Origin of the sequence: Companilactobacillus paralimentarius (genome assembly GCF_963227125.1) — a bacterium.
Taxonomy (GTDB): domain Bacteria; phylum Bacillota; class Bacilli; order Lactobacillales; family Lactobacillaceae; genus Companilactobacillus; species Companilactobacillus paralimentarius.
In genome coordinates, this window is sequence record NZ_OY724131.1 from 713307 (window position 1) to 732508 (window position 19202).

The 19202-nt window shown below is 34.7% G+C and carries 15 protein-coding genes; 13 read left to right on the forward strand and 2 right to left on the reverse strand.

All coding sequences use genetic code 11. The features are described from left to right. Nucleotides 1-15: 15 nt before the first annotated feature. The 6 genes from ACI6PB_RS03335 (at nt 16) to ACI6PB_RS03360 (ending at nt 7480) form a co-directional block, all read left to right on the forward strand. The gene (locus ACI6PB_RS03335; RefSeq protein ID WP_404327766.1) at nt 16-1470 is read left to right on the forward strand and encodes an ABC transporter substrate-binding protein; all 1455 of its coding nucleotides are present in this window, start codon (nt 16-18) and stop codon (nt 1468-1470) included. A gap of 147 nt (nt 1471-1617) precedes the next feature. Then, complete coding sequence (locus ACI6PB_RS03340; protein WP_309511169.1) at nt 1618-2220, forward strand: DUF624 domain-containing protein; 603 nt, start codon at nt 1618-1620, stop codon at nt 2218-2220. Nucleotides 2221-2235: 15 nt separating this feature from the next. Continuing rightward, nucleotides 2236-3936: a sensor histidine kinase gene (locus ACI6PB_RS03345; RefSeq protein ID WP_025085368.1), complete on the forward strand. Its 1701-nt coding sequence runs from the start codon at nt 2236-2238 to the stop codon at nt 3934-3936. Between the two features lie 3 nt (nt 3937-3939). Next, nucleotides 3940-5412: a response regulator gene (locus tag ACI6PB_RS03350; protein ID WP_404327767.1), complete on the forward strand. Its 1473-nt coding sequence runs from the start codon at nt 3940-3942 to the stop codon at nt 5410-5412. Between the two features lie 10 nt (nt 5413-5422). Beyond that, nucleotides 5423-6796, forward strand: a complete 1374-nt coding sequence (locus ACI6PB_RS03355; RefSeq protein WP_025085371.1) for a glycoside hydrolase family 1 protein — start codon at nt 5423-5425, stop codon at nt 6794-6796. Nucleotides 6797-6916: 120 nt separating this feature from the next. Beyond that, nucleotides 6917-7480 (forward strand): PepSY domain-containing protein, encoded by a 564-nt coding sequence (locus tag ACI6PB_RS03360; protein WP_025085372.1) that lies wholly within the window; start codon nt 6917-6919, stop codon nt 7478-7480. A 154-nt stretch (nt 7481-7634) separates the two neighbouring features. On the opposite strand, the gene ACI6PB_RS03365 is transcribed toward ACI6PB_RS03360, so the two are convergent. After that, nucleotides 7635-9833 (reverse strand): ATP-dependent Clp protease ATP-binding subunit, encoded by a 2199-nt coding sequence (locus ACI6PB_RS03365; RefSeq protein WP_025086215.1) that lies wholly within the window; start codon nt 9831-9833, stop codon nt 7635-7637. Between the two features lie 326 nt (nt 9834-10159). Between ACI6PB_RS03365 and ACI6PB_RS03370 the strand changes: the two genes are divergently transcribed. The 4 genes from ACI6PB_RS03370 to ACI6PB_RS03385 all read left to right on the forward strand — a co-directional run bounded on the left by ACI6PB_RS03370 (nt 10160) and on the right by ACI6PB_RS03385 (nt 13401). Next, nucleotides 10160-10426, forward strand: a complete 267-nt coding sequence (locus ACI6PB_RS03370; RefSeq protein ID WP_025086216.1) for a phosphocarrier protein HPr — start codon at nt 10160-10162, stop codon at nt 10424-10426. After that, nucleotides 10426-12150 carry a phosphoenolpyruvate--protein phosphotransferase gene (ptsP, locus tag ACI6PB_RS03375; protein ID WP_025086217.1) on the forward strand — a complete coding sequence of 575 codons (1725 nt, stop codon included), beginning with the start codon at nt 10426-10428 and terminating at the stop codon, nt 12148-12150. The genes ACI6PB_RS03370 and ptsP overlap by 1 nt, the downstream gene beginning before the upstream one ends. 110 nt (nt 12151-12260) lie before the next feature. Continuing rightward, nucleotides 12261-13007 (forward strand): hypothetical protein, encoded by a 747-nt coding sequence (locus tag ACI6PB_RS03380; RefSeq protein ID WP_056955992.1) that lies wholly within the window; start codon nt 12261-12263, stop codon nt 13005-13007. Nucleotides 13008-13062: 55 nt separating this feature from the next. Further along, nucleotides 13063-13401 carry a hypothetical protein gene (locus tag ACI6PB_RS03385; protein WP_309511162.1) on the forward strand — a complete coding sequence of 113 codons (339 nt, stop codon included), beginning with the start codon at nt 13063-13065 and terminating at the stop codon, nt 13399-13401. Nucleotides 13402-13539: 138 nt separating this feature from the next. On the opposite strand, the gene ACI6PB_RS03390 is transcribed toward ACI6PB_RS03385, so the two are convergent. Further along, the gene (locus ACI6PB_RS03390) at nt 13540-14574 is read right to left on the reverse strand and encodes an IS30 family transposase (protein WP_059075255.1); all 1035 of its coding nucleotides are present in this window, start codon (nt 14572-14574) and stop codon (nt 13540-13542) included. Nucleotides 14575-14826: 252 nt separating this feature from the next. Between ACI6PB_RS03390 and ACI6PB_RS03395 the strand changes: the two genes are divergently transcribed. The 3 genes from ACI6PB_RS03395 (at nt 14827) to nrdJ (ending at nt 19147) form a co-directional block, all read left to right on the forward strand. Next, nucleotides 14827-14976, forward strand: coding sequence for a hypothetical protein (locus ACI6PB_RS03395; RefSeq protein WP_156407849.1), 150 nt, complete (start codon nt 14827-14829; stop codon nt 14974-14976). Between the two features lie 105 nt (nt 14977-15081). Further along, nucleotides 15082-16524, forward strand: a complete 1443-nt coding sequence (locus ACI6PB_RS03400) for a hypothetical protein (protein ID WP_404327768.1) — start codon at nt 15082-15084, stop codon at nt 16522-16524. 382 nt (nt 16525-16906) lie between these two features. Continuing rightward, the gene (nrdJ, locus tag ACI6PB_RS03405) at nt 16907-19147 is read left to right on the forward strand and encodes a ribonucleoside-triphosphate reductase, adenosylcobalamin-dependent (protein WP_025086075.1); all 2241 of its coding nucleotides are present in this window, start codon (nt 16907-16909) and stop codon (nt 19145-19147) included. Nucleotides 19148-19202: the final 55 nt, after the last annotated feature.

Sequence of the window (19202 nt, forward strand, 5' to 3'; positions counted from 1 at the left end):
TAGGGGGTTCCATTTATGAAAAAGTGGGTTAAACGTTCAATCGGTGCAGCTTTGTTAGCTGTAACAGCCGTTGGATTAACAGCTTGTGGATCAAAATCAGCAAGCAATAGTGATGTTCCAACATTATTAATGTATCAAATTGGTGACAAACCAAAGAATTACGATACTTTGATTGCTAAGACTAATAAGATCCTTGAAAAGAACGCTAAAGCTAAAATCAAGATTCAATATATTGGCTGGGGTGATTATACACAAAAGATGTCGGTTATCGTTTCATCAGGTGAAAAATATGACATTGCCAAAGCTGATAACTATGCAGTTAATGCTCAAAAAGGAGCCTATACAGATTTAACTAAGCTGCTTCCAAAATACGCTCCAACTGCATATAAAGATTTGGATCCGGCTTATATTAAAGGTAACAAGGTTGATGGAAAGCTTTATACAATGCCTATTAACGGAAATGTTTATGCACAACAAGTAGTTTCCTTTAATAAGAAATATCTAGATAAATACAATATAGATGTTAGCAAGATAAATTCATATAAAGATTTGGAAGATACATTTGCTAAGTTCCATTCAGCAGATAAGAAGGTTTTGACATTCTCAACAGGTCCTACTTTCCATATTGGATCAGACTTAGATTTTGTTATTGACCAAGATTACCCATTTGCTGTAAATGCTGTAAATAAAGGTAAAAAAATTATTAACCCATATAATGATGCTAAGTATAAAGAAACATTAAGAACAATGCATGATTATTACCAAAAGGGTTATATCGCTAAAGATGCGGCTACAGATAATACTGATCGTCCATTGAGCGGTGACACATGGTTCGCACGTCAAGAAACACAAGGACCTTTCGATTATGGTGATCATCAACTATCACAAACTGCGGGTCAACAAATTGTTTCACGTCCAATGAGTCCTGCTGTTAAAACTACTGCTCAAGCAGGTATGTACAACTATGTTGTAAGTAACAACTCAAAGAACAAAGTTAAAGCAGTTAAAGTTCTTGGTGTAATCAACAGTGATCCAGAACTATTGAACGGTTTGGTTTATGGTGAAAAAGGTAAGGCATGGAAGTATGTTGACAATGATAAACGTGTCAAATTGCTTAAAGGTTACAAAGAAAATTACCATTCAGCACCATGGCAAACGGGTGATAACAACAAGATCACACTTACAACAGATGTTACTGATCAAATGATTCAAGAACGTAAAGATAATATCGATAAATCAATTGATTCACCTATTCTTGGTTTCCAATTCAATACGAAGAATGTTAAGACAGAAATGACTAACATTTCTAATGTCATGAATAAATACATGGCTGGTTTACAAACCGGTACGTCGGATCCAGATACAACAATTCCTAAGATGAACAAGGAACTTAAGAAAGCTGGATATGACAAGGTACAAAAGGAAATGCAAAAACAATATGATGAATTTTTGAAAGACGGTAAGAATTAGTAAATCGATTTAATTATTCCTTACAGTTTATCCACAGCATATAGGAGGGAGAGGCAGCTCTAACCTCCTTTTGTGCTAAACTCAATTTTTTGACCCTGCTTTGAGTACTAGGGGTTAATCAATTCTTACAAAGAAAGAGGTAGAGATATGATTTCCCGTGCAGTACAACAAATATTTATCAAAGCATATACGATTATTAAATTGAATTTGTTTTTCTGGGGGCTAAGTTTGTGTGGCGGATTAGTTTTAGGAGTGGGGCCAGCGCTCTTAGTAATTAATGAATTATATTACGATTATGATTTCCATTACGGACAGATGTCTTGGAAAGTAGCATGGAAATTATTTAAAGAAAACTTTACCGAGGGTAATAAGTTATTTTATAGTTTTGCAATTGTGATTTTTCTTTTGGGTTATAGTCTGTTTCTATCAGTTCAATTACATGGTCTGACTTTCATTGTGACTGATTTTATAATTGCGATTGTTTTGTTAGCAACAATTTGTATCTATGCTTATGTACTTAATATTAAAGTTAGTTTTGAGATCAATCTTATCAATAGTTTTAAACTAGCTTGTGCACATTTCTTTTATAACTTTTTTGATAATATGAAAGAAATTCTTGGAATAGCAGTAATTATAGGCATAACTTATAAATTTTCAGGACTAATTCTGTTTGCAACTTTTAGTTTAACGGTAGTTTATACTCAATTTGTGGGTAAAAATTGGCAGAGCCACGTTGAAGAATTAAATTAATTGGGGTCATGCATAATGTTAAGCAATCGCTATAATTTACAAAAGTTAATGACGTTTTACATTAAGGTAATGGTGATCACCATTACCTTATTTGCGGTTATAATGTCTATTTTTAAAATTAGAGATATTTTTCAAGATACCAATCAAACAATTGAATCAGGTGTAAATCGTACGTCTTATATAGTTGGAGTTGAACAATTAGCGGCTAATCAATTAGCAAGAAATTTAATTCAAACTCCATCTAAAGTGAAAAATTTACAAAAATTTTTTCAATTAGATTCAGCTGATTACTTGGCATACAGTCAGCAGCACTCTAATGAAAATGATTTCTACTATTTGCCTAATCAATTGTCAGAATTTATGCAAAATAATGATTCAAATAAAATTACGCTAAATTTGAATCAAGAGAACAAGGCAATTGAAGTTACATTAAAAAACCCTGGTGGGAAAATAATTGATTCAAAAAAGTTGGTTTCTAAGGGATTGTATTATGGGATTCCTTTGATAAATGACGCTACTTTTCAATCCTTTGGATCAATAATTGTTAATTATTCTCCTAGAGTATTGAATAATTCGTTGAATTACTCACCGAATAGTCAAGATATGCAAGTTTTTGTTATTTCAGATGTAGGTAGGATTAGATATACTTATAATTCAAATTTGTCAGAGGATGCGTTTAAAACTTTAACTCAAGATCCTAATCAGAATAATATTTTACTAAGTGTTTTAGAAAAGAAATACTTTGTTAAAAGTCAAAAGAATGGCAATGGTGACTTAATTATTTCAGTAGTACCTAAAATAATCGTTTATCAAAAGATAGCCTTCAATATATTGCTATTTTTAATGGGAGCTATTCTAATTGACGCATTTTTATGGTGGAGTCTAAAATATATTTTTCACAACTATACGATTCATCTGAAATCAATGACAAATGCTTTAAATGCCATTTCTAATGGTAATTTGAAGACTAGAGTGCCGGTTCCTGAAGAGGAAGGAGAATTAAATACTTTAGCAACAGGAATTAACGATATGTTAAATGCCATTGATCAATATGTTTTGCAAATATATCAATTGCAGCTAGAACAAAAAGATGCCAATATGAAGGCTCTGCAGTCACAAATTAACCCACATTTCTTGTACAACACCTTGGAGTACATCCGTATGTACGCCCTGAATGAAGGCGAAAAAGAGCTAGCCAATGTCGTATTCAGTTTTGCCAGTCTCTTGAGAAATAATATTAGTCAAGAATCGACAGTAACTTTGGATAAAGAGTTCGAATTTGCTGAAAAGTACATCTACTTGTATCAAATGCGTTTTCCGGATCAAATTGGTTATCAGTTGAATTTGGATGACGAATTAAAAAGTATGAAAGTTCCTAAGTTTATTATTCAGCCATTAATTGAAAATTATTTTAAGCACGGAATCGATTTAGAACGATTTGACAATGCTGTACATATTCGAGCCGATAAGGATGGTGAACGAGTTGAAATATCGGTGGCTGATAATGGAACTCCTTTGACAGAGGAACAATTGAAAGTTATCAACGATAAATTGGTCTCACAAGAAGTTAAACCTATTAGTGGAGATCGTTCGATTGGTTTAATGAATGTAAAAGCTCGAATGACAGGGGCATTCGGAACTAACTTCAAGATGTTTGTCATGAATAATCAATTTAAAGGTGTAACAGTTAAAATGCAAATCTTTTTGGGGGAATAATATATGTACTCAGTTATGATTATTGACGATGAATATATGATTTTAAAAGGACTGGAAAAAATAATTGATTGGAACGAATACGGTTTTCAAGTAGTCAAATCAGCTAGAAATTCTAAGCAGGCGTTAGAATATTTGGAAACTAATGAGGTCGATCTGATTATAACGGATGTTAATATGCCTAAAATCAGTGGCTTAGATTTCGTGAAGATGGCTAAGGAGCAGGGACATAATTTTGAATTTATGATTTTGTCGGGTTATCAAGAATTTGATTATGTCAGAACTGGTTTAAAATTGGGCGCTATCGATTATATTTTAAAACCAGTCGATCCTGATGCTTTGGTCGAAGCTTTGAAAAAGGTAAAACAGAAATTGGAATCCGAAAATGAATTGAAACAAGCGTCGAAAGCATCTTTGAATTTACAAGTAAAAGAGTTATTTGAAAATGACTTTGATTCCAATCAAGTCACAGATTTGATTCAACAATTACGACTTAGTCCGACAGAGATTGCCAAAGGTATCACGGTTATTGCCTGTAATCGTGTTGATGATAAGAAAAAGGTCAATCAGCTTTGTGAAGAGTATGGTCAGAATCTAAAATTTAGTCAAAATCGTATTGTTGATATTGGCTTTATCGGTGGTCGTGGTAAGTTACTGAAGTTTACTAGAGAGTTGGAAGATCGTCAGATAATTACGGGACAATCTTTTATAACCGTTGGTGAAACGGTTTACGATTTGTCCGACGTGAATCAAAGTTATGAACAAGCGCTTAGATTGTCGGTCATATATAAATTTTATGAAAAGAGTAATAATTTTAGTAGCAACAAATTACGTGTCGATTGGCTCGAACAGGCCACTTTGCTTAAATTATCCTTGATTAAAGTGAAACAGGCAATTGCTTTAGGAGATCATGAAAAGCTGAAAGAGGAGCTTTCTAATATTTTTAATGAATTATCCACTCAAAGTGTAAGCCATTCATATGTCCGCCAAATAGCCTTTTTAATCTATTCAGAAGTTAATGTCCAAGTTGGTTTTGATGAAAAGACTTATCAGGATTATGTAACAAGAATCAATAACTCTGAAAATTTGAAAGACATCATTAGATTATTGAAAGAAATCACTAGTAATTTGTCGGATAATAAACAGGAGTCACGCGATTACTCTGAAAATGTTCGTCAAGTTATGGGATTGGTGAAAAGAAATTATCAAGAGGATCTGAACTTACGTTACGTATCAGATTGTCTTCATTTGAATCCTGATTATTTGGGGCAGCTATTTAAGAAGGAAACGAAGATTAGTTTTTCTAGGTATTTGAATGATTACCGAATTAAGCGCGCTCAATCACTTCTAAAGGGAACAGAACAGAGTATCGCGGATATATCGGAAGGAGTTGGCTATACAACTACAGCTTATTTCTATCGTAATTTCAAAGCAATTTGTGGAATTTCACCAAAAGAGTATCGAAAAAAATATGTTTAGGAGAAAGCAAATGATAAAATTTCCAGATGATTTTTTGTGGGGTGCAGCCGCTTCAGCACCACAAACAGAAGGCCACAGTTTACTGAATGGTAAATCAGCAACTACTTGGGATAAGTGGTTTGAAATGAACCCTGAAAAATTTAATCAGGACCAAGGACCTAAAGATACTTCTAATACTTATGAAATGTATCCCGAAGATGTTAAAAATATGAAGAGAATTGGGATGAATTCATATCGTACATCGATTTCCTGGGCCAGACTTTTACCAGATGGCAAGACATTGAATCCTGAAGCAGTGACATTTTATCGAAATTATTTTCAAGATATGTTGGATCACGGCATTGAACCAATTATCAATTTATTTCACTTTGATATGCCTTGGTGGTTAATGGAAAAAGGTGGTTGGGAGAATCGTGAATCAGTCACTGATTTTGCTTATTATGCTAAAACTGCTTTTGAACAATTTGGCGATTTAATTCATAAGTGGACCACTTTTAATGAACCAATTGTCCACATAGAGTGTGGATATCTATTGGGCTTTCATTATCCAGCTATAGTTGACATGAAAAAAGCAATTCAAGTGGGATACCATACGTTGATGGCACATGTTTTGGCTGTACAAGAATTTAGAAAGAGTCAAGTTAAGGGAAAAATTGGGATTATTTTAAATGTTTTGCCGGCTTATAGTCGTAGTGATAATCCTGAGGATTTGCAAGCTAAAAAGAATTCTGATTTATTGAATACTCGAAGCTTTTTAGATCCAGCAGTTTGGGGAAAGGTTCCTGACGATTTAGTCGCTTTATTAAAAGATAACCAATTGTTACCAGTTGTTGAATCTGGTGATAAAAAACTAATTCATGAAAACACAGTTGATTTTATCGGTATTAATTATTATCAGCCGACTCGAGTTCAAGCACCAACTAATCCAAGTCATCCAGCCCAAATGCCAGATGATTTATATGCACCATATGATTGGCCTGATAAGAAAATCAATCCTTATCGTGGCTGGGAAATTTACCCACAAGCACTTTATGATATTGCCATCATGATGCGTGATCAATATAAGAATATACCTTGGTATGTCAGCGAGAATGGTATGGGGGTCGCGGATGAGAGCAGATTTAAGAATAATCAGGGTATGATTGAAGATGATTATCGGATCGATTTCATTAAAGAACATTTGGAACAGTTGCATAAAGGGATGGAAGCAGGCAGTAATTGTTTTGGTTACCATATGTGGACCTTTGTTGATTGTTGGTCATGGTTAAATGGCTATCGAAATCGCTATGGTTTCTATAGTGTTGATTTGGATAATGACTTTAAGAGAACTGTTAAAAAGAGCGGCTTATGGTTCAAACAAATGACAGCACAAAATGGCTTTTAAAATGTATTGAGTAAAAAAGGAACAAAATGATAAAAAAATTTTGTTCCTTTTTATTGTTCTCAGAGAAATGAATTCAGTATACTTAATTTACAAAGTAATCAAAAAAGTGAGGATACGATGATGAAGAAACGTTTTTTAACAATTACTGTCGCCATATTCATGTTTGTTTTACTTGTAGGTTGTTCTACGAATGGTGCCGATAGCGCATCAAACAAAACTAAATCTGAGAAGGTACTGAAAAATACCATTAAAGTTAGCGCCAATGATGCTATAAACATTTATCAAAAGAAATATCCTAAGACAGATATCACTTCTCTGGAATTGGAAAAATCATTTAGAGGTCCTGTATATAAAGTAGAAGGAATTGATGAACTGAGGGAATACCAGGTTACAATTAATGCCAAAAATAAGAAGATAATTCAAAATTCTGAAGAGGAATTAGATGAGGAAGATCAGAATGAAACAACTCGTAAAAATGAGAGCTTAGATTTGAACAAGTTGATTAGTGTTAAAAAGGCTGCGACTATAGCTGAAAATGCAGCTAAAGGTGACAGTACTGAGTTTAATTTGGAAAAGGATTTAGGAACTACCTATTGGGAAGTTAAGGTTAAAAATGGTTCTCACGAAAAAGAAGTAAAAATCAATGCCCAGAGTGGTAAAGTTTTAAAAGTTGAAAATGATTAAAAAATAAGGCCATCAATTCGTATGCGAATCGATGACCTTATTTACGTAGTTTATTATGTACTCTAAATGACATAGTAAAAGAAAGGAACGAATGAGATTGAGTACATAAAAAAATACAGATCCTATTGGGATCTGTATTTAGAAAGCACCACTATTATTCTTCGGTATCAGGTGCACTATACTTAGAAATTTTAATTTCACCTTTGACAATGCTTGCTTGTAGATCCTTATCTTTTGAATGATCAAGGAAGTAGTCAGCAACTTTGTCTTCAATTTGTTCTTCAATAACACGACGGAGTGGACGAGCACCCATCTTAGGATTGTAACCTAGGTCAACTAATTTATCTTTAGCATCTTTTGTTACATGGATGGTTAGACCTTGGTCAGCAATCATCTTGTTAGTATCATCAAGCATCAAATCAACGATCTTAAGTAGATTATCTTTTGTTAGAGAGTTGAATTCGACAATGCCATCAAATCTGTTAAGAAATTCTGGTTTGAAGAATTCTGATAATCTACTCATGACTGAGTTAGTTGTTCCAGTTGCTTCGGCACCAAAACCAACATTGGCTTCTTGCAACCCTTGGCCAGCGTTAGAAGTCATGATGATGATAGTATCCTTGAAACTGACCGTTCTACCTTGTGAATCTGTTAAACGACCATCATCGAGAATTTGCAAGAACATATGCATAACATCTGGATGAGCCTTTTCGATTTCATCAAGTAGGACCAAACTGTATGGATTACGACGAACTTTTTCAGTCAACTGACCGGCTTCTTCGTAACCAACATACCCTGGAGGTGAACCGATCAATTTAGAAATTGAATGTTTCTCCATATATTCAGACATATCGAATCTGATCATCGAATCCTCAGACCCAAATAGTTCACGAGCTAATTGTTTGGCGAGTTCGGTTTTACCGACGCCAGTAGGGCCAACAAACAAGAAGGAACCAATTGGACGTCCAGATTTATTAAAACCAACTCTATTACGACGGATAGCTTTAGCTACGTCACTAACGGCCTTATCTTGACCAATGATATGTGACTTCAAATCGGGTTCCAAGTTCTTCAATTGAGCTTGTTCATTGGATTGAAGCTCGCCAACAGGAATGTTGGTCTTCTCTTCAACGACTTTTTGAATATCTTTTTCAGTAACGGTATTATTGTCAGCTGGTTCGCTCTTAGCTCCATCTTTCATCTCTTGGAACTTGGTAACTTGATCACGATAGTAAGCGGCCTTTTCATAATCTTCATTACGAAGAGCAGCCTGCTTTTGAACCTCAGCATCAGATATCTTGTTATCCAAGTCAGCTATATCAACATGATTGATTTGAAGATTCTTTTTAGAACCGGCTTCATCAATTAAATCGATAGCCTTATCGGGCAAGAAACGATCTTGGATATAACGGGCCGATAATTCAGCGGCTGATTGAATGGCTTTACTTGAGAATTTAACATGATGATAATCTTCATATTTTGGTTGAATACCCTTTAAAATTTGAATGGTTTCATCAACACTTGGTTCATTTACTTGAACGGGTTGAAGACGACGTTCAAGGGCAGAATCTTTTTCAATTGTACGATACTCATTTAAAGTAGTAGCACCGACTAATTGCAAATCTCCACGGGCTAGGGCAGGCTTCAAAACGTTACCTGCATCCATGCCACCTTCGGCATTACCAGCACCAACAATTTCATGAATTTCATCAATGAATAAAATAATTTCCTTATTCTTCTGTAATTCATTAATTAGTTGCTGCATTCTTTGTTCAAATTGACCACGTACACCAGTACCCTGGACTAATGAAACTACATCCAAACGTACGACGTGTTTATTTTGTAACTTTTCAGGTACATCGCCATCGACAATCTTCTGTGCAAGACCTTCGACAACAGCGGTTTTACCTACACCTGCTTCACCGATCAAAACAGGGTTATTCTTAGTTCTTCTATTTAAAATTTCAATTACACGGTTTATTTCCTTGTCACGACCGATAACGGGATCGATTTGACCTTTTTTAGCAAGATCGGTTAAGTCGACACCATATTGATCTAAGACTCCATTACCTCTAGGTCTGCGACCATTTCCATTGCCGCCACCAGTTTGAGTTTGAGGACCTTGTTGCTCGAAAACATTAGGTTGTTGAGCACCATTTAGTGCGTTAAACAAGTCTTCGAAACTAGAAAATCCACCAGATGGATTTTGTGCCATATTATTCATACCTTCATTAGCTTGATTTCTTAATTTCTGATAACAGTCCTGACAGAGATTGATTTCTGTTCGTTGACCATTAACACTTGTGTATAAATGAATTGTCGCTTCATTTTTATGACAATTCTGACAAAGCATACGCACCCCACCTTTCCTTTTGAACAGGATACAACGGTAGTATATAATTAGCACTCGACTAATGCAAGTGCTAAGTCTCAGATTTTTAGAAATTAATCTTTTCAATAGAAGAAAAAAATATTTTTTCAAAATTGCTTGAAAAAATATTAATAATATAAACGCTTTCAGCATCAGGGGTTGTAAGCGTTAAACGGCTTATCACACTTGGTTTATCTTGCTGTTTTTTGATCAAAACCCTTGTGAAAAATTAGAGATAATGGTAAATTAATTAGTGAATATTTGTAGTGTAACTACAGAATTTTATATTATATGGTGAGGTATTAATTATGGAAAAGAAAGAATTTCACATTATTGCAGAAACAGGTATCCATGCACGTCCAGCTACAATGCTAGTACAAACAGCAAGCAAGTTCAGTTCAGATATCAATATTGAATTTTCAGGTAAATCAGTTAACTTGAAGTCAATCATGGGTGTTATGTCACTTGGTGTTGGCCAAGGTGCTGACGTTACAATCACTGCTGATGGTGACGATGCTGCTGATGCAGTTGCTGCTATCTCAGAAACAATGACAAAGGAAGGATTGGCAGAATAATGGTTAAAACTATTAAGGGAATTGCAGCTAGTGATGGTATCGCTACTGCAGAAGCATACCTTTTAGTTCAACCAGATTTGTCTTTCACTAAGAAAAGTATTTCAGATGCTGATGCAGAAATCAGTCGTCTTAAAGATGCTATTTCAACATCAGATGATGAGCTTACAAAAATCAGAGATACCGCTAAGGAATCTTTAGGTGAAGAAGAAGCTCAAGTTTTTGATGCTCACAAGATGATTTTGGCTGATCCAGAATTTACAGGCGCAGTTGAAAAAGAAGTTTCAGATAAGAATGTTAATGCTGAACAAGCATTACATGATGTTTCAGAAAACTTCATTTCAATTTTTGAGGGTATGACAGATAATCCATACATGCAAGAAAGAGCAGCCGATGTCCGTGACGTTACAAAACGTGTTATGGCTCATTTATTAGGAGTTGAATTACCAAATCCAGCATTGATTGACCATCAAGTTGTCATTGTTGCTCATGATTTGACACCTAGTGATACAGCTCAATTAAACAAAAAGTATGTAAAAGGCTTTGTTACTGATATTGGTGGTCGTACAGCCCACTCAGCTATTATGGCACGTTCACTTGAATTGCCTGCTGTCGTTGGTACTGACACAATCACTACTGATGTTAAGGCCGGTGATACAGTTATCGTTGATGGTTTGAGCGGTGCTGCTATCGTTGATCCTTCTGACGATGATGTTAAGAAGTATCAACAAAAGGCTAAAGACTTTGCCGAAGAAAAAGCAGAATGGGAAAAATTAAAGGATGAAGCTTCAGTTACAGCTGATGGCAAACACTTTGATATTGCTGCTAATATTGGTACACCCGATGATCTAGAAGGCGTTATTGAAAATGGCGCTGAAGGTATTGGTTTGTATCGTACAGAATTCCTATACATGCAATCAGATAGTCTTCCAACAGAAGAAGATCAATTCAAGGCATATAAGAAGGTTCTTGAAGGAATGAAAGGTAAGCCAGTCGTTGTCCGTACAATGGATATCGGTGGTGACAAGCATTTGCCATACTTACCACTTCCTGAAGAAATGAATCCATTCTTAGGTTATCGTGCTATTCGTATCAGTTTGGATAGACAAGAAATCTTTAGAACTCAACTAAGAGCTTTGCTTCGTGCATCTGCTTTTGGTAACTTGCGTATCATGTTCCCAATGATTGGTACATTGCAAGAGTTCAGAGATGCCAAGAAGGTCTTTGAAGAAGAAAAAGCTAACTTAGTTAAAGATGGTGTAGAAGTTTCTGACGACATTCAATTAGGAATGATGATGGAAGTTCCTGCTGCTGCTGTTTTAGCAGATCAATTTGCTAAAGAAGTTGACTTCTTCAGTATTGGAACAAACGATTTGATCCAATATACAATGGCTGCTGATCGTGGTAACGAACATGTTTCATACCTATATCAACCATACAACCCTTCAATTTTGAGATTGATCAAGCATGTTATTGAATCAGCTCATAAAGAAGGCAAGTGGGCTGGTATGTGTGGTGAAGCTGCCGGTGATAACACAATGCTTCCATTGCTATTAAGCATGGGTCTTGACGAGTACTCAATGAGTGCTACATCAGTTCTTCGTGTAAGAAGTTTGATGAAGAAACTAAGCACAAAGGATCTTGCTACATTAGCAGATCGTGCTGTTAATGAATCAATCACTAATGAAGATAACAAAAAACTTGTTGAAGAATACTTGAATAAGTAGAAATCAATTATTAGAGTCCGCTATGCGGGCTCTTTTTTTGTATAAAACAAGCAAGCAAAGAGACATCATGATACACTTTTTAATAATTGAAGAAATGGGTGTCTTAAAGAATGAAATTAAAGGTCTTAACTGTAATGATTCTGAGTTTATTTGTGTTAACTGGTTGTCAAAATCAGCCATCAACACATGAACAAAAAATCAAAACAGAACAACGTAATAAAACGATAAGGACTAATCAAAAGAAATGGAATAAAAAACTAAAGAATATCAAAGTCTTAGATCAGAATGAATTCAAAAATGCTTTTGTTAAAATTCCTAATGGATATGATGATGAAAGTACTTCATTAAAGAATTTAAAAAATGGCAATAAATATTTAATAAAGGGACAGTTAATTGATCTTGAAGGCATGATAGGCCGTCCAATTGCTCCTGAGACTGAAGCAACTATCTATGTAAGTAAAGTTATCAGTGGCGATAAGAAACTTCAGGGGAAGACTATTAAAACAGTTTTTGCTGGAGGCTTAACTAAAGGAAAATATTTGTATAGTGATTATGGGATAAAGAATCGTCAAGAAACAATTTATTATCCCAGTGCTACTTTTCCAATGCCTCAGATTGGTAGCCAGTTAATTATGGGAATTGGTAATTATCATCCTGACAGTACGCAACAAGAGAAAATGTATAAAAAGTTTGGCTTATCGCAAAATAATTTTTATACGATCAACAATCCAGAAACCACTTTCTGGGTAAAAACTAATGGTAAGTATCAAATTAATAATCCAGCTTTTAATAATAGTGCGGCTAAACATAAGTTTAAAAATATTTATAAATTAACCGATAAATTTAATCAACAGTAGGAATTTCTTAATTATGTTACGCTAATAGGACCTTAAATTTATTGGGGGATAGTTAATGAAAAATAAAGTTATTAGAAATTTTTTGATTTTCATTGGATTCTGGCTGGTTTTTGTCAGTATTAATAATCTTGTCCATCATCGAGAAATTTTTACCAATTTTCCTTGGGAAGTTCTGCTAATTTTTCTTTTGGCTCTAATTCAAGTACTAACTGATTTAGGTAAGAAAGTTATTTATGGAATAGATATAGCAGTTTATTTCATCTTCATGTTATTAACTGGTGGATATTACAATTGGACTTCACTGATTATTTTTGCATTAATGGCTGTTTTTATGTCAGCAATAACTTATTTTGTTGGGGTTCAGTTTAGATATGGCGAAGCTCTTAAAAAATGATTTTGTTGATTACCAAATGTAAAAATATTTAAAATACCGGAAAAATATAAACTCGAAAATTTCAATAACAAGTTAGCCACTTGGACAAAATAAATTGAATCCAAGTGATATCAGTATTTGAAGTTTATAAATATGTCTTTAAGCGCCACAGGAACTAGCAAAGAGTTCTTGTGGCGTTTTATAGTTCAATAACTTTCTAGGCATATTGTTGAGCTTAAATTCTATGTCTCTTATTACTTTTGGGCTGACTGTATCCAGTGACAGCCCTTTGGGCAAGTCACGACGTATCATTCGATTATGTACTTCATTTGTTCCACGTTCACAAGATGTATATGGGTGTGTGAAGTAAACATCCGCAACGCCAGCCATATCAGATGATAGATTAGAGAACTCAGGGCCATTGTCTGCAGTGATTGAATTGATAAGATCACCATAGTTCTTTATGATCTCTTTCATAGCATAATCTACAGAGTCGGCATCTCTACCGTCAATAAGTCTCATTATTTCAAAGCGTGTCTTACGCTCTATGAGCGTTAAGACGACACTCTCATGGCCATTTCTTTTGCCCACAATCGTGTCTATCTCAAAGTCCCCAAAGGATTCTCTGCTATCAACACTTTTAGGGCGTTTCTCAATACTACGACCAAGTAGACGCTTATGCTTTTTTGAAGTATGTTGCTTAGTCGGTCTAGTTGACTTTTCTACCAGATCAATATTCCGGATTTCAAGTCGTTGTTCATCAATATATTTGTAAAGTGTAGTAGTACAAACCATTTCATCTACTAAGAATAATTCTTCGTTCTTAGCTCGTCCAACGGCCGTATCAGGTGACCATCCATTATCTATGAACTGGCTTACAAAGAAGCCTAAAAAGGCTGTGACTTGGTCGAATTTAGAAGGACGATGGCAAAGCTTACGGTTCTTTACATACTTTTGATGTGCAGTGTCAGGAAAGTAGCAATTCAAGTGTTGAACTTTACCATTAACTTTCTTGATCTGCTCAACAGTACCTCTGTTAATTTCATTATTAATAGTCTGAGGTGAAACGCCGATAGCTTTAGCTATCTGGCGATTCGAGTAGCCAATTGAATGAAAGGAAGCAATCTTTCCACGTTCAATTTCAGTTAAATGATGTCCTTTAGGACGATTTATGATATTCTGTTCTAGCACCAAGACGAAAAACCTCTTTCATTGTTTGTGTGAGAACTCCAATGATACCTGATTTTTACGTCTTGGTGTTTTTATTTTGTCATTTTTCTAAAGTGGCTAACTTGATTATAAAATTCGCCAAAAATATAAACTATAACAAAATCAAAATTTGGTTTTGTTATTTTTTTGTTTTTCAATTGCGATAATTCAATTGAAAATCTATAATGTAATCGATTTTAATGAATTGAATTTTAATTTTATGAAGGGGAATGAAAAATGAATGAGGATGCTTCCAAAGTTGTCTCAGTCGAGATGTTACCGGATTTTTCTTTGATGATTGAATATAGTGATGGTACAAAAGAACATGCTAAAAGCATTCTTAGCGATGGTTTGGTCGGACCAGACGATTCTTTTAAAAATAAATAACATAAAATTTGAATTTTTTTGAAACCCCTCTAATTTCACAACATATAATTTGACGTGATAGAATTAAAGAATATTAGATGGTTTATGGTCTTTAATATAGTAAGGATGGGGATTTCTATTCTAAAAATTCAAAATGGTATCAGTAAATTTATTTTAGGTGTTTTAGCAATTTTTACGACATTAGTTCTTTTTGAAATGTCGACATTTTATTATGAAAATTACGCCACAGTAAATCGTGCTTTTAACTGGGGTAGTTTGTTGCTGGCTCTGTTATTTGTAGGAGTAGCTGGTTATTTTCTAGTTAAAATTAGTGACCGAAATAAAAAGCTCAATTGGGCACTTCTTTTAGTAATGCTGGGTATTTTCATGATAGTGGCGACGTCCTGGATTTTAGTTGTACCGAAGACGCAATTGAGCGATTTTGGTAATTTTTGGACGCGAGTACCAGGACTTCAACATGGAGCTAAACTTTATCGAACCGATAATGATTATTTTTCGCGTTTTGCTTATCAATCAGGATATATGGTTTATGTATTGGGAGTTGTGAAGATTTTTGGTTATCATATTTTTGCAATTCAATTTTTAAATGTAATTTATCAAGCTCTAATTTTACTTTTCACATATTTGTTAGCCGTGAAAATTTTTGAAAATATTAAAGTGACGCGTTTAGCAGTATTGCTATTGATGAATGACCTTGATTGGTTTGCACTGAATAGTCAAGCCAGTAATCAATACTTAGGTTCACTATGTTATTTATTAACATTCTATTTGATTATGCAAGATAAACTTTGGGCATACATTTTGTCAGGGGTAACTTTGACGATTGGTTGTCTGATTAGACCGATTGGACCAGTAATTGTAGCGGGAATTGTGGTCTTTGCAATACTCTATACAATGTTTGAAAAAAACAAATTCAATTATCGAAAACCTTTGAAAATTTTGTTATCATTGCTGATTTATCTAGCACTATTTTCTTTGGCAGGTTGGGGAATTAAAGCTTCTGGACTCAATGCTTATGGATTGTCTAATTATGATCCTGAATGGAAATTTGTTACCGGATTGAACTATCAATCCAATGGGACTTATTCACCTGATATGGATCGGTTAATTGATGCAAGCAAGCCACGTAAGGTTATGAGTAAGAAGGAAAAAGCGGCTTTGCACCAAGAAATAAATTATTTAAATAAAAATAATAAGTGGTTGAGTTTATTTATCAACAAGGTCGGTGGATTATGGTCGCAACGTACTATGGCTACTAATTTTACAGGTTACAATCAGAATCACTCGGCCAAGACGGTTGATCGAATTGATTATTTAGCTTATGTTGGCTCGATTATTTTAATAATCTTTTCATGGATAGGATCGTTTAGCTTATTCAAAACAAAATTCAGCAATAATATATATTTATTGTTGCTACCAATGTTAGCATTTGCGGCTGCGCAATTGTTGATTGAAGTTCAGGGAAGATATCGGATTGAATTTTTACCAGTCATCGCAATTTTAGCGAGTTTAGGATTGTATCAATTTTTTATTAAAAAAGATGTTTAGAATTAAAAAACTATCTGGTCAAATGGCTGGATAGTTTTTTTTTGTAAAAAAATTTATGGTCTCAATCGCCAATCTGACAGTTAATTGACCAAGTCAAGGGAAAAATTTGAGTCGGACTACTTGAAATTTAGAGCTGACTTTAAATTAAAAAAATCATTGCTAAGCAAACTTGAGAGATATTAGAATAGTAATTGCGACTTTGAATTTTTAATTATGAATTAAAATCCAAATTGGATATTTTTAATTTTGAAATTGCCTAAATATCAATACGCAAAAATATTTCTAAAATGTCAATAGAAATAGTTGAACACTATATATTGTTATCACAAGGAATTAAAGGTACTATATATAGTGTTATTTCAAATGTGTGGAGTGAATATTAATGAATACGATTAATAAAATTATTTTATCAGATGACTTTATCGACGAAGTCAAAAAAACAATTAAACCCCACTGGGGTGAGTTAGGTTGGGTTACTTATAAACGTACTTACGCTCGTTGGATCCCAGAACTTGGACGTACTGAAAATTGGTCAGAAACAGTTAAACGTGTTATCGAAGGAAATATCAATCTTGATCCACGTTTGAAGGATGATTCATTAACCGATGAACAATATGCCGGCTTGGTTAATGAAGCTAAGAGTCTTTATAAATTGGTTTATGGTTTAGCTGCAACACCATCAGGTAGAAACCTTTGGATTTCTGGAACTGAATATCAACATCGCAATGGTGATGCTTTAAACAATTGTTGGTTTGTTGCCATCAGACCACAAAAATATGGCGATAGTCATATCGTACCTTCTTACTTGAAGCAGGATCAATTAGCTGTTTCAATGCCATTCTCATTTATGTTTGATCAATTGATGAAGGGTGGCGGTGTTGGTTTCTCTGTTGTACCAAGCAACATGAAATTGATGCCTGTTGTTGATAACAAAGTTAATTTAACTGTTCTTATTGGCAAAGAGAGCGCCTCATATGATGATTCAATTGCAGCCGGTGCTGTTGACCGCGATGAATGGTTAAAGAGCCATGAGCTTGAAAATACACGTAATTATGAACTTCCTGATACTCGTGAAGGTTGGGTAGTTGGAAATGCTAATATGATCGATGCTCACTTTAACGATACTAATGACGGTTTGAAAGATGTTGTTTTAGATATTACTAAGATTCGTGCTAAAGGTGAAAAGATCAAAGGTTTTGGTGGAACAGCTTCAGGTCCTGTTCCTTTGATTGAAATGTTCTTTGATATCAACGAAGTTTTGAACAATGCCGTTGGTAGAAAATTAACATCCGTTGACTGTACTGATATGGGTAATTTGATTGGTAAGACAGTTGTTGCTGGTAATGTTCGTCGTTCAGCTGAGTTAGCTTTAGGTGGCGCTACTGACGATGACTTTATCACTATGAAACAAGATCAAAAGAAACTTTACCATCACCGTTGGGCTTCAAATAACAGTGTTGCTGTTGATTCGAAGTTCAATAAGTATGCCCCAATTGCTGATTCTATTACTCACAATGGTGAACCAGGAATCGTTAATCTAGAATTATCACGTAACTATGGTCGTGCCATTGATGGGTATCAACCAGGTATCGATGATGGTGTTGAAGGGACTAATCCTTGTGGTGAAATTTCTTTGAGCAATGGCGAACCATGTAACTTATTTGAAGTCTTTCCATTGATTGCTCAAGAACAAGGTTGGTCATTGGAAGAAGCCTTTGAATTAGCAGCTAGATATACCAAACGTGTTACATTTAGCAGTTATGATTGGGAAGTCTCAAGAACTGTAATTCAAAAGAATCGTCGTATCGGAGTTTCAATGTCTGGTATTCAAGACTGGATTTTGACAACCTTCGGTAATCGTGTTGTGACTGGTTTTGAAACTGCCACAGATCCCGAAACAGGAGATACTATTCAAAAGCCAATTTACGATCAACGTGTTGCTAAGAAATTTGATGATTTATATCATTCAGTTGTTGCAGCTGATAAGGAGTACTCAAAGGAATTAGGGTGTAAAGCCTCAGTTAAACATACAACAGTTAAACCATCTGGTACTGTTGCCAAATTAGCTGGTGTATCCGAAGGTATGCATTTCCACTATGCAGGTTACTTAATTCAAAGAATCAGATTCCAAGACAGTGATCCACTACTACCAGCTCTAAAGGCTTGTGGATACAAGATTGAACCTGATGTTTACACAAAACATACAATGTGCGTTGAGTTCCCAGTTAAAGCTGCCAATGCTGACGATCCTAATTTTGCTTCAGCTGGCTCAGTTTCAATTGCTGAACAATTTGCTACACAGGCCTTTTTACAAACATATTGGTCTGATAATGCCGTTAGTTGTACAATCACATTCCAACCTAACGAAGCAGATGAAATCGCACCATTGATGTATCAATACAGACACGTAACAAAGTCAACTTCACTATTACCTTATAGTGGTGCTGATTTCAAACAAGCTCCTAAGGAACCAATTGATAAGAAAATTTATCAAGAACGTGAATCAGAAGTTAATGAAAACGTAGCTGCAGTATTTGCTGAACAAAATGATAATCATGACAAAAAAGATATCGAATTAGTCGATCAATCAGACTGTGCCGGTGGCGCTTGCCCAATTAGATAGAGAGCGAAACAAAGGTGAAGGCAAAATTAAATTATTAGCTTGAAACTCGGTCTTC